The sequence below is a fragment of the Pseudomonas sp. PB103 genome (assembly GCF_009764635.1).
In the GTDB taxonomy this organism is placed as follows: Bacteria; Pseudomonadota; Gammaproteobacteria; order Pseudomonadales; family Pseudomonadaceae; genus Aquipseudomonas.
On record NZ_RWIL01000085.1, the window covers coordinates 1 to 12,271 of the forward strand.

Genomic DNA, 12,271 nt, shown 5'->3' on the forward strand with positions numbered 1-12,271 from the left:
AGCCTTCGGCAGCTCCTACATTGACCGGATCATGTAGGAGCTGCCGAAGGCTGCGATCTTTTCAGTGGCTCAATATTTGTCGAGTGTGCGCAGTTTCTGCGGCAACCCCCATAGCAGCAACGCCGCCGCGATCAATGCCGCGACACCGATGACATACAGCGCCGGCGTGGTGCTGCCGGTGAGGTCCCTGATGCGCCCGACCATGACCGGGCTGACGATCCCGCCGAACTGACCCAGGGTGTTAATCACCGCAATCCCGCCGGCGGCACCTGCGCCAGCACCGGCCAGCAACTTCGGTGGCAAGGTCCAGAAGCTCGGGATCGCAGCGATGATGCCCGCACCGAGCAAGCCGAGGGCGACAATCAGGAACGTGGTGTGGTCAGCAAAAATCCCCGCACTGAAGAAGCCGATTGCGCCGACCACCACCAGCCCCGCGACAAACTTGCGCCGCTCACCGGTGGCGTCCGATAACCGCCCGATGACGACCATGGTGATCGCGCCGCAGATGTATGGGATGGCCGTCAGCAGCCCGATCATCACCGGGCTCTCGGTGCCGGCGCTGCGGATCAATTGTGGCGCCCAGAAATTCAGGCCGTAGGAGGCGACCTGAATCAGAAAGTAGATCAGACCCAAGGTCAGGAAACCCGGAATCCTCAGCGCCGCCAGCAACGAGCCGCCGCTCTTGTGCGGTTCGTGATGGGCGATACGGCTGGAGAGCAGTTTTTTCTCCTCGGCGGTCAACCAATGCGCGTCTTCGATGCGGTCCTTGAGCAGCATCAACACCAGGAAACCGAGGCCGACACATGGCACGCCGCCGAGCAGAAACAACCAGTGCCAGCCGCGCATTTGCAGCACGCCGTCGAGGTGTTCCAGCACCAGGCCGGAGAACGGCGCACCGACCAGACCGGCAAACGCCGAGGCCAGAAACAGCATTGAGGTGATGCGTCCACGGAAGTGCTGCGGGAACCACAGCGTCAGGTAATACAGCACGCCCGGGGCAAACCCGGCCTCCATCGCGCCGATCAGAAAACGCAGCGCGTAGAACTGCCATTCACTGGTGACGAAGACCATCAGTGCCGTCGCCACGCCCCACGACATCATGATCCGGGCGATCCAGCGGCGCGCGCCGACCTTGTACAACATCATGTTGCTGGGCACTTCGAACAACACATAACCGACCACGAACAGCCCGGCGCCGAGACCGTACGCGGTGTCGCTCAGGCTCAGGTCGGCTTGCAGCTGGAATTTGGCGAAGCTGATGTTGATGCGGTCGAAAAAGGCGAACAGGTAACAGACCATGATCAGCGGCATCAGGCGCCAGGCGACTTTGCTGACCAGGGCTTTTTCGGCATCGTGATCGACGGACGAGCTTGCGCCCGCCTCCATTACATTGAGGCTCATAGCTTTTCTCCAGGCGGACTGCCGGTGGGCGTCCGATTGTTTTTGTTGTCTGGTTTGGTTTTTAACTGTAGGAGTGAGCCTGCTCGCGATGGCGATGGGTCAGTCGACATCCGTGCTGGATGACAGACCGCAATCGCGAGCAGGCTCACTCCTACAGGGGAATGGCGGTGTTCAGGTGGGAATGGGGTGCAGGTCGCGATTGCGCCCGGCCTTGGCCAATTGGCCGGGGACTTCGTGGCCAAGCAACGCTGGCAGACCGCGCGAGAGTTGCAACAACAGCGGCAAATCAATGCCGGTGTGAATACCGATCTCATCGCACAGATTCACCAGATCTTCCGTGCAGATATTGCCCGACGCCCCCGGCGCAAACGGGCAACCACCGAGGCCGCCAAGCGCCGCGTCGAAACGCCGGGCACCGGCCTCGTACGCTGCCAGCACATTGCACAAACCCAGGCCACGAGTGTTGTGAAAGTGCAGGGTCAGGTCGGCCGCTGAAACCCGCTGCAACACCCGTCGCACTAACCGATCGACTTGACGTGGATTGGCCATGCCGGTGGTGTCGGCGAGGGTGATGCCCTGAATGCCGAGTTCCTGATAGGCGTCGAGGATTTGCAGCACGCGATCCTCGGCGATCTGGCCCTCGAACGGGCAACCGAACGTCGTCGCAATGCTGCCATTGAGGCGCACGCCCGAGCCGCTGGCGAACGCGACAATGTCGCCGAACGCCGCCAGTGAATCTTCGCAACGCATGCGCATGTTGGCGAGGTTGTGGGTCTGGCTGGCAGACATCACCAGGTTGAGTTCATCGGCCCTCGCCTCCAGTGCGCGCTGTGCGCCTTTGAGATTGGGGATCAGCGCCACGTAAATCAGTCCCGGCTGGCGTTCAATGCCTTTGAACACCTGCTCGCCGTCACGCAGCGCCGGAATGGCTTTGGGCGAGACGAACGAACCGGCCTCGATGCGGCTGAAACCGGCCAGCGACAGCTGATCGATCAGCGCGATCTTGTCAGCGGTTTCCACCCAGGTCGGCTCGATCTGCAAGCCGTCGCGAGGCGAAACTTCCTGGACGATCAACGTTTGCGAATAGTCCGTGATCATTGCACCACCCCTTGGCTTTTCAGGCGTTCGATGTCGCGTTCAGTCAGGCCGAGGCCGGCGAGAATGCCATCGGTGTGCTGGCCGAGGGTCGGCCCCGACCAGTTCACGCCGCCGGGGGTTTCCGACAGTTTCGGGACGATGCCGGGCATCTTCACCGTTGCACCGCCCGGCAGTTCGGCGTTGAGCAACATCTCCCGCGCCTGATAGTGCGGATCGGCAACAATGTCGGCGACCGAGTAGATGCGTCCAGCCGGCACTTCGGCGGCTTCGAGGGCGGCAAGTACGTCGTTGATCGGCAGGCTGCTGGTCCAGTGGGTGATGGCCGCATCGAGCATTCCGCTCTTGGCTGCGCGACCGTCGTTGTGAGCGAACTCCTCGGCGTCGGCCAGATCGCTGCGGCCAATGGTCTGCATCAGCCGCTTGTAGATCGGGTCGCTGTTGCCGGCGATCACCACATAGGCGCCGTCAGCCGTCAGATAGGTATTGGAGGGGGCAATGCCCGGCAACGCGCCGCCACTGCGTTCGCGGACATGGCCGAGCATGTCGTATTCCGGCACCAGACTTTCCATGACGTTGAACACGCTTTCGGCCAGTGACACATCGACCACCTGACCGCCGCCCTGCCCGGTCTTGACCCGCAGCAGCGACATCAGCGCGCCGATCACCGCGTGCAGCGAGGCCAGTGAGTCGCCGAGGCTGACGCCCACTCGCGCCGGCGGCGAACCGGGGGTGCCAGTGGTGTAGCGAATGCCGCCCATCGCCTCGCCGATCGCACCGAAACCCGGGCGGTCGCGGTACGGTCCGGTCTGGCCGTAGCCGGAAATGCGCACCAGGGTGAGGTTGGGATTGAGTGCGTGGAGCACGTCCCAGCCGAGGCCGAGTTTCTCCAGGGCGCCGGGGCGCAGGTTCTCGATGATCACGTCGGCGTCGCGGGCCAGTTGCTTGACCAGTTCGATGCCTTCAGCGGATTTGAGATTGAGCGCCAGCGACTTCTTGTTACGCGATTGCAGGTACCACCACAGTGAGGTGCCTTCGTGCAGTTTGCGCCATTTGCGCAGCGGGTCGCCCTGACCCATGGCTTCGATCTTGATCACCTCGGCGCCGAACTCGGCGAGCATGCGCGCGGCAAACGGCGCGGCGATCAGGGTGCCGATTTCGATCACTTTGATCGCACACAGGGGGGCAGTCATCGCGGGGTACCTCTTGTTCTTGGAATATGCCGGCAAGACTAGAGGCGCGGTGATGAAGGAATCCAACCTTCGTTCGGCAAAGGGCGTTCGCGAAATGCGAACGCACCGCCCCTGTAGGAGCTGCCGAAGGCTGCGATCTTTTGATCTTGCTCTTAAAACAACAGATCAAAAGATCGCAGCCTTCGGCAGCTCCTACAGGGGGGTATCTGCGACACAAATGATAGGCATATCAGCCTCGCAAATGCTCAAACAACAACCGGCTCACCGGCGACAACCCCACCTCATCGCGCACCACCACAATCAGCGCGCGATCCGACCAGTCATCGGTCAGCGGCACCGCGTGCAGCCCCAGCGCCTGGCCGAACAACTCATACGCCCGCTGCGGCAAAATCCCGATGCCCATGTTGGCCTGAACCATCCGGCACACCGCATCAAACCCTGGCACATGGATGCGAATGCGCAGGACTTTGCCGGCCTGGCGCGCCGCCGCGTGGGTGCGCATGTTGATCGAACTGGCGGCGTGCAAACCGACGTAATCACTGTCCAGGGTTTCGGCGAACGCCACGCACGCACGCGCCGCCAAAGGGTGTTCGGGCAACATCACGACGACCAGTTTGTCCTCGCGGTAGAGCACGCTGTGCAGGCCTTTGGTGTCGCTGTCGTTGGAACAGATACCAAGATCCGCGACGCCGTCGAGTACACCCTGAATCACCCCGGCGCTGGGCCGTTCTTCCAGATCGGTCTTGACCTGCGGATGCCGCGCCGAGAAGTCGCGCAGGTCTTCGGGGAGGAACTGAATGATCGCCGACAGGTTCGCCAGCATGCGCACATAACCGCGCACACCGTGGCTATGCTCGCCCAGTTCCAGGCCCATTTTTTCGACGTTGAACAGCATCTGCCGCGCATGGTGCAGCAACGTTTCGCCGGCCGGCGTCAGGGTCATGCCTTTGGCCTGGCGCACGAACAGGCTGATGCCCAGCGCCTCCTCCAATTCCATCAGACGCTTGCTGGCCGCCGACACCGCAATGGCTTCGCGCGAGGCGGCGCGGGTCAGCGTGCCCTCTTCGTGCACGGCGACAAACAGTTGCAGGGTGATCAGATCGAGGCGGCGAATCAGGCTTTTCTGCAGCATGGAAGGCTCGCTGGCGGGGTTCGTTCGAGTCGGCAGGATAGCCCGGTTTTTGTTGAAGTCGGACATGTGATTAATCCGCAGACTTTCGCGGCTTCGCCCTACAAACAAAACTCCATCGCCTCTCAGGATTAGCGGAAACGGCCGATTTTTAGCCGACTTTGCGCTCTGTAAAGTCTGGCAATACACACAAATTGCAACACCCCATGGATCGCTACGCTCAAGGAATGTCGCCTGTGAATCTGCCGTTGCCCAGCCTCAACCTGTATTCCAACTACCGCAAAGTCATTGCCCTGGCCGATTACGATTGGGACATCGCCGAACTCGGCAAAGTCGCCGGGCTCAATGTCCACGTGCAAGGTGCCAACCGCCTGCTCGATCAGTACGGTCGTGAATTGCATCACTTCTGTACCACCTCTTATCTGGGCCTCGACCACCACCCGGCCCTGCTTGAAGGCGCCATTGCCGCGCTGCGCGAAACCGGCAGCCTGCGGGTCGCCAACTCGAAGAACCGCTGCAAACTGGCGATTCTGGAGCAATACGAAACCGAACTGTCGCAGCTGTTCGGTGCGGTCTGCCTGAGCACCTTGTCTTGCAGCGCGGCCAGCGCCGGCATCCTGCCGTTGCTGGCCAGCGGCATTTTCACCGAGGGGCAGCCACCGGTGATGGTGTTTGATCGCATGGCGCATTACTCGATGAATCACTTGAAAGCGGCCTGCGCCGATGAAACCCGGGTGATCACCGCGCCGCACAACGACATGGATTTTCTTGAGCGGACCTGCCAGCAGCACGCCCGTGTTGCCTATGTCGCCGACGGCGCCTACAGCATGGGCGGCGTCGCCAACATGGAAGGCCTGTTGTACCTGAAGGATCGCTATGGGCTGTTTCTGTACCTGGATGATTCCCACGCCTTGTCTGCCGTGGGCCAGCAAGGTGCCGGCCTGGTACGTCCGCGAGTGACGGCGCTGGAGGACGACTGCTTGATCGTCGCCTCACTGGCCAAATCGTTTGGCGCCAGCGGTGGATTGGTCATGTTCGGCAACGCGCGGCAGAAAAAACTCATCCAGCGCTACGGCGGGCCGAGCAACTGGTCGCAAAGTCTCAACTGCGCGGCGATCGGCGCCGGGCGGGCCTCGATCCGTCTGCATCGCAGCGCAGAATTCGCCACGTTGCAGGCGAGCCTGCAGGCTAATATCCGCCTGTTTGACAGCCTGATCAGCACCGAGCAATGCCACAGCAACATGGCCATCCGCCTGATCAAATGCGGCCCGGCGGCGGTGGCCAATCGTATTGCCAGTGAGTTGGCCGAGCAGGGATTTTTCACCAGCGCAGTGTTTTTCCCGGTGGTTGCGCAAGGCAAGGCCGCCATCCGGATTACCCTGCGCGCCGATATGTCGCCAGCACTGATCCGGCGCTTCTGCGAAGTGATGACCGAGCTGTTGCGCACCCACCGTTGCGATGTCGACGACTGAAACAGGGACGATTGATGAACGCCAGCATCACCCTCCTGATCACCTGTAGCACGGTGTTTCTCGCCCAGTTGGGCATGAGCCTTTACCTGCCGGCGCTGCCGGAGATCGCCCGCTCTCTGCAGGCTGAACCTGCGCAGGTGTCGTGGGGATTGGCGCTGTACCTGATCGGCATGGCGCTGCCGATGTTGAGTTGGGGCAGCCTGGCCCAGCGCATCGGGCGTAAACCAGTGTTGCTGGCAGCGTTGGGCATTTACGGGTTGGCCAATCTGGCGTTGCCGTTGGGTTCGACGCTGGAGGCGTTTTTACTCCTGCGCCTGCTGCAAGGTATCGGCGCGAGCGGCATTTCAGTGATGGCGCGGGTGCTGATCCGCGACAGTTTTCGCGGTGATTTGCTGGCCAAGGCGTTGTCGTGGATTTCGATTTCATTCGTGGTGGCGCTGGGCATCGGCCAGTACCTGGGCTCGATCATCGAGGTGACGCTCGGGTGGCAGGCGATCTTCTATTTGCTGGGCGTAACGTGCCTGTTGATGACGCTGATCGTGTCGCGTGTGCAGTTTCCGACACTGGCCGACGAACCGGCCAGCGCCTCATCCTGGTCGGTCTACCGGCAGATTTTGCTCGATCGGGCGTTCCTGCTGCCGGCACTGGCCGGAGGTTTTGGCTATGGCGTGATCATCGCTTTCAACACGGCAGCGCCACTGATTCTGCAGGGGCCGTTCGCCTGGTCGACGGTGGATTACGGCTTGCTCGGCTGGCCGATCAGCGCGGCGTATTTTCTTGGTGCGCTGGCGGTCAATCACTTCGTGTTGCGCACCGGTCAGGCGTGGTTGATGACCGTTGGCGTCGGTCTGGTGTTGGCGGGTAGCGGCGTGATGTTGCTGGGCAGTCTGGCGGCCAGTTCCATCGCGCTACTGTTTTGGCTGCCGTATTGCGTGGCGGTGTTCGGGCAGTCGTTGAACTACCCGATCAGCCTGTCACGCGCCAACGATGGCGCGCCGATTGCCGGTGCTTTTGCGATGGCGCTGAGCGGCTTCATTCATCAATTGATGGCGGCGATCATTGGCGCGATGGCCAGTCTGATCGCCAGCCCAGAGGCGTGGCCGTTGTCGCTGCTGTGCACGATGCTGGCCGTCGGCGCGATGCTCTGCGTGAAGTTCGCGCCGGGGGATGGCAAGGGTTAGAAGGCGTTGCGGAAGATTTCCTCGATTTGCCGTTGGTCCGCCGCGCGCGGGTTGGTGATGCCGCAAGCGTCTTTCAGTGCATTGGTGGCGAGGATCGGGATGTCGCTGAGTTTGGCGCCAAGTTCGCGCAGACCGCTCGGGATGTCGACGTCTTTGGCCAAGGTGCGGATCGCGGTGATCGCCGCTTGCGCGCCCTCCTCGGCGCTGAAACCACGAATATCCGCGCCCATCGCGTGCGCCACATCGGTCAGGCGATCCGCACAAACCAGCGCGTTAAATGTCTGCACATGCGGCAGCAGTACGGCGTTGCACACCCCGTGGGGCAAGTCGTAGAAACCGCCCAACTGGTGCGCCATCGCATGCACAAAACCGAGCGAGGCGTTGTTGAAAGCCATGCCGGCGAGGAACTGCGCGTAGGCCATGTTCTCCCGCGCGGCGAGGTCGCTGCCGTCGCGCACGGCTAGGCGCAAATTGTTGCTGATCAGGGTCATGGCCTTCAGCGCGCAAGCGTCGGTGATCGGGTTGGCGGCGGTCGAAACGTAAGCTTCGATGGCATGGGTCAGCGCGTCCATGCCGGTGGCTGCGGTCAGGCCTTTGGGCATCGCGACCATCAGCTGCGGGTCGTTGACCGACAGCAGCGGCGTGACGTTGCGGTCGACGATGGCCATTTTTACGTGACGCGATTCGTCGGTAATGATGCAGAACCGCGTCATCTCGCTGGCGGTGCCGGCGGTGGTGTTGATGGCGATCAGCGGCAGTTGCGGTTTGCTCGATTGATCGACGCCTTCGTAATCGCGAATTTCACCGCCGTTGGTCGCACACAGGGCAATCCCCTTGGCGCAATCGTGAGGCGAACCGCCGCCCAGCGAGACGACAAAATCGCAGCGACTTTCCTTGAGCAAGCCCAGCCCGGACTCGACGTTGGCGATACTCGGGTTCGGCTTGGCGCCGTCGAAAATCACCGAGTCGATGTCCTGCATCGCTAGTTTCTCGGCGAGCATGGTGGCCACGCCGGCCTTGGCCAGCCCCGCGTCGGTGACGATCAGCGCCTTGCGAAAACCGTAGTTGCGAATCGCGATCATGGCTTCGTCGAGGCAGCCGTTGCCCATGATGTTTACCGCCGGAATGAAAAAGGTACTGGTCATGCGCACGTCTCCTGACAGGGGCCGAATCGACTGCTCCGGTTCGGCGGATGCACACAGGATCGACCGATCGGTCACCGTCGATGTTGATCTGGCTCAATGCCCGCTCGTGATAAAGTCGCCGCCCATCAGCCCCTATGTTTTGAGACCGCCTACGCAATGACCGATTTTCTGGATGTCGACGCCAACCTTGAAGACTGGAACAACCTGCGCGCCGCGACCGATTTCAACGGCCTGCTGGTGGGCAATGGCGCCAGCCGCGCGGTGTGGGACGATTTTGGCTACGACTCGCTGTTCGAAAACGCCCGCACCGTGGAAGAAAAACCGCTGAGTGCCTCGGAACTGGCCGTGTTTGACGCGATGCAGACGCGCAGCTTCGAGCAGGTGCTTGGCGCGCTGAAAACCACCAGCCGGGTCAACAAGGCTCTGGCCGTCAGCTCCGCCGCGCCGCGCAATCGCTACTACGCGATCAAGGAAGCGCTGATCAACACCGTGCACGCGGTACACATTCCGTGGCGACTGGTGAAAGCATCGACGCTGGCGACACTCAATGAAGAGCTGGCGCGCTATCGCACGGTGTTCACCACCAATTACGACTTGCTCAACTACTGGGCGCTGCAACATCAAAGCGACGCCATCGATGACTTGTTCAACGGCGCCAATGCGAGTTTCGATCTGAGCGAAAGCGCCACCGCCAAACCGCGTTTGCTGTACCTGCACGGTGGCCTGCACCTGGTGCGCAATCAGGATGGCACGGCGCGCAAACTGACCTCGACCGAGGGCACGTTGCTCGGCAGCTTCGCCATCAACAATACGATCAAGACGCTGGATGACGTGCCGCTGTTCGTCACCGAAGGGCCGAGTGCGGACAAGCTCAAAACCATTCGCAGCTCGGATTACCTGTCGTTTTGTTATGAGCAGTTGTTGGGGCATGACGGCGGTTTGTGCATCTTTGGTCATGCCTTGGGCGAGCAGGATGCGCACATCGTTCGCGCGCTGCGCTTGGCAAAACCGAAGACTGTGGCAATCTCGATTTATCCGCGCAGTGCGGCGTTTGTTCAGCATCAGAAGCGGCATTACGCGCAGGTGTTTGACGGGACGGGGGCTGAGTTGCGTTTTTTTGATGCGAAGACGCATGCGTTGGGCAGTCCGAAATTGTCGGTACCGGTCGAGGTTTGAAGCAAGATCAAAAGATCGTCCGAAGGCTCGGGCCGCGTTCGGACGATCTTTTGATTTCAGGGTTCATTCTTCGGCGCTGTGCACCACCACCAGCAACTGCGCCTGCACCTCGCCGACCGAGCGGATCCGGTGCGGTTTCTGCGCATTGAAATGCAGCGCATCGCCGCGTTGCAGCAGCACTTTCTCGTTCATGAAATCCACTTCCACCTGCCCTTCGTGAACGAACAGAAACTCCTCGCCCAAATGCTCCTTGAAGGTCTTGTCGCTGAACTCGCTCGGCGGATAGATGATGAACGGCAGCAAATTGCGCTCGCTGACCTGGTGCGCCAGCACCGCATACCCCGGGCTCTGATCATTGGCGGCCAGTGACTGACGTTCATGGCTGCGCACCAGGCTGTAGCTGTCGAGGCTGACGTTGTCTTCGGAGAACAATTCCTCGACCTTCACGTTCAGCGCTTTCGCCAGTTTCAACGCGGCAGCAATCGACGGCGTGTTCAACCCGCGCTCGACTTTCGACAGATAACTCTTGGTCATGCCGGATTTTTCGGCCAGTGCCTCAAGGGTTACGCCAAGTTTTTTTCTCAATAATTTCAAACGGATAGACATGCGCAGCGGTTATTCCATCAAGGAAGCGACGATTTGTGCTTGCCAATGACACTTTGTGTCATATAGCCTCTTTCGTGTCATTTGCAATCACCCAAAGGACACAGACATGGCCAAGACATTAGCACTACCCAAAGACCAACTGGTCAAGCAAGCGCTGACCCAGATGCAAAAAAGCCTTGCGGATAATACGTGGACAGACCGGCAAAAGCTGGCTTTGACCTGCCGGATTCTGTTCGAGAACGGTCACGACTCAGGCCTGGCCGGGCAAATCACTGCCCGTGGCCCGCAGCCCGGCACCTATTACACTCAGCAATTGGGCCTGGGTTTCGACGAAATCACCGCGAGCAATCTGCTGCTGGTCAACGAGGATCTGGAAGTGCTCGAAGGTCACGGCATGGCCAACCCGGCCAACCGTTTTCACAGCTGGGTGTACCGCGCCCGGCCGGACGTCAACTGCATCATCCACACCCACCCGACGCACGTTGCCGCGCTGTCGATGCTCGAAGTGCCGCTGCAGATTTCCCACATGGACCTGTGCCCGCTGTACGACGACTGCGCGTTTCTCGAAGGCTGGCCGGGCGTGCCGGTGGGTAACGAAGAAGGTGAATTGATTGCCGGTGCGCTGGGCGACAAACGCGCGATCCTGCTTTCGCACCACGGTCAGCTGTCGACCGGCACGACCATTGAAGAGGCCTGTGTCATCGCTCAATTGATTGAACGGGCGGCCAAGCTGCAACTGCTGGCGATGGCGGCGGGCACGATCAAACCGATCATCCCCGCGCTAGGCCGCGAGGCGCATGACTGGATCGCCAAGCCGAAACGCCACGCCGCCGCCTTCAACTATTACGCCCGGCAGAACCTGCGCCAACACGCCGATTGCCTGAACTGAAACCCTCTTACGGAGACGCTCCCATGTCCAACATTCACGGCATCATCGGCTACACCATCACCCCGTTCAGCGCCAATGGCGAAGGGCTGGATCTGCCGGCACTCGGCCAATCGATTGACCGCTTGATCGCCAGCGGCGTCCACGCCATCGCGCCATTGGGCAGCACCGGCGAAGGCGCTTACCTGAGCGATATGGAGTGGGACCAAGTCGCCGAATTCAGTATCAAGCACGTGGCCAAACGGGTTCCGACCATCGTCAGCGTGTCCGACCTGACCACCGCCAAAGCCGTGCGCCGCGCACGTTTCGCCGAAGCCCATGGCGCCGATGTGGTGATGGTGCTGCCGGCGTCGTACTGGAAGCTCAGCGAGGCGGAAATTCTCGCGCATTACCGCGCCATCGGCGAGAGCATCGGCGTGCCGATCATGCTCTACAACAACCCGGCCACCAGCGGCACCGACATGTCGGTCGAGCTGATTCTGCGCATCGTCAACGCCGTGGAAAACGTGACCATGGTCAAGGAGAGCACCGGCGACATCCAGCGCATGCACAAGCTGCAATTGCTCGGCGAAGGTCAGGTGCCGTTCTACAACGGCTGCAATCCGCTGGCACTGGAGGCGTTTGCCGCCGGGGCGAACGGTTGGTGCACAGCAGCGCCGAACCTGATCGCGCAATTGAATCTGGATCTTTATGACGCGGCCATGGCCGGCGACCTGGATCGGGCGCGCGACCTGTTCTACCGCCAGTTGCCGTTGCTGGACTTCATCCTCAAGGGTGGGCTGCCGGCAACCATCAAGGCCGGGCTGCGTGCAACCGGGCTGGAGGTGGGCGAACCGCGCTTGCCGGTGTTCCCGCTGAACGAGCCCGGCCGCGCTCACCTCAACGACCTGCTGAAAACCCTGCGTTAACTACCCCTGTAGGAGCTGCCGCAGGCTGCGATCTTTTGCTCTTGAAAACAGAATCAAAAGATCGCAGCCTGCGGCAGCT

General features: G+C 61.1%; 11 protein-coding genes. 5 read left to right on the forward strand and 6 right to left on the reverse strand.

Translation table 11 applies throughout. From position 1 onward, the window contains the following. Positions 1 to 69 precede the first annotated feature (69 nt). The 4 genes from EJA70_RS15440 to EJA70_RS15455 form a co-directional block, all read right to left on the reverse strand. Positions 70 to 1,401, reverse strand: a complete 1,332-nt coding sequence (locus EJA70_RS15440; RefSeq protein ID WP_008076867.1) for an MFS transporter — start codon at positions 1,399 to 1,401, stop codon at positions 70 to 72. Positions 1,402 to 1,572: 171 nt separating this feature from the next. Next, positions 1,573 to 2,499: a hydroxymethylglutaryl-CoA lyase gene (locus EJA70_RS15445; RefSeq protein WP_158831785.1), complete on the reverse strand. Its 927-nt coding sequence runs from the start codon at positions 2,497 to 2,499 to the stop codon at positions 1,573 to 1,575. After that, complete coding sequence (locus EJA70_RS15450) at positions 2,496 to 3,689, reverse strand: CaiB/BaiF CoA-transferase family protein (protein WP_158831787.1); 1,194 nt, start codon at positions 3,687 to 3,689, stop codon at positions 2,496 to 2,498. Before EJA70_RS15450 ends, EJA70_RS15445 begins: the two co-directional genes overlap by 4 nt. Before the next feature lie 229 nt (positions 3,690 to 3,918). Then, positions 3,919 to 4,821 (reverse strand): LysR substrate-binding domain-containing protein, encoded by a 903-nt coding sequence (locus tag EJA70_RS15455; RefSeq protein WP_158831789.1) that lies wholly within the window; start codon positions 4,819 to 4,821, stop codon positions 3,919 to 3,921. Positions 4,822 to 5,045: 224 nt separating this feature from the next. On the opposite strand from EJA70_RS15455, the gene EJA70_RS15460 reads away from it, so the two are divergent. Beyond that, positions 5,046 to 6,290, forward strand: coding sequence for an aminotransferase class I/II-fold pyridoxal phosphate-dependent enzyme (locus EJA70_RS15460; protein ID WP_158831799.1), 1,245 nt, complete (start codon positions 5,046 to 5,048; stop codon positions 6,288 to 6,290). A gap of 14 nt (positions 6,291 to 6,304) precedes the next feature. Further along, entirely contained in the window at positions 6,305 to 7,471 is a 1,167-nt protein-coding gene (locus tag EJA70_RS15465; RefSeq protein ID WP_158831791.1) for an MFS transporter, read from the forward strand. Here the strand turns inward: EJA70_RS15465 and yiaY are convergent. Continuing rightward, positions 7,468 to 8,616, reverse strand: a complete 1,149-nt coding sequence (gene yiaY, locus EJA70_RS15470; RefSeq protein ID WP_158831793.1) for an L-threonine dehydrogenase — start codon at positions 8,614 to 8,616, stop codon at positions 7,468 to 7,470. The two genes, EJA70_RS15465 and yiaY, sit on opposite strands and share 4 nt — an antisense overlap. A gap of 156 nt (positions 8,617 to 8,772) precedes the next feature. On the opposite strand from yiaY, the gene EJA70_RS15475 reads away from it, so the two are divergent. Further along, positions 8,773 to 9,792: a DUF4917 family protein gene (locus EJA70_RS15475; protein WP_158831795.1), complete on the forward strand. Its 1,020-nt coding sequence runs from the start codon at positions 8,773 to 8,775 to the stop codon at positions 9,790 to 9,792. A 63-nt stretch (positions 9,793 to 9,855) separates the two neighbouring features. On the opposite strand, the gene EJA70_RS15480 is transcribed toward EJA70_RS15475, so the two are convergent. After that, entirely contained in the window at positions 9,856 to 10,398 is a 543-nt protein-coding gene (locus EJA70_RS15480; RefSeq protein ID WP_008076856.1) for a helix-turn-helix domain-containing protein, read from the reverse strand. A gap of 106 nt (positions 10,399 to 10,504) precedes the next feature. Here EJA70_RS15480 and EJA70_RS15485 point away from each other — a divergent pair, with 106 nt between their 5' ends. Beyond that, on the forward strand, positions 10,505 to 11,287 hold the full coding sequence (locus tag EJA70_RS15485; protein WP_008076855.1) for an aldolase: 783 nt from the start codon (positions 10,505 to 10,507) through the stop codon (positions 11,285 to 11,287). A 23-nt stretch (positions 11,288 to 11,310) separates the two neighbouring features. Continuing rightward, positions 11,311 to 12,192, forward strand: a complete 882-nt coding sequence (locus EJA70_RS15490; RefSeq protein ID WP_158831797.1) for a dihydrodipicolinate synthase family protein — start codon at positions 11,311 to 11,313, stop codon at positions 12,190 to 12,192. Positions 12,193 to 12,271: the final 79 nt, after the last annotated feature.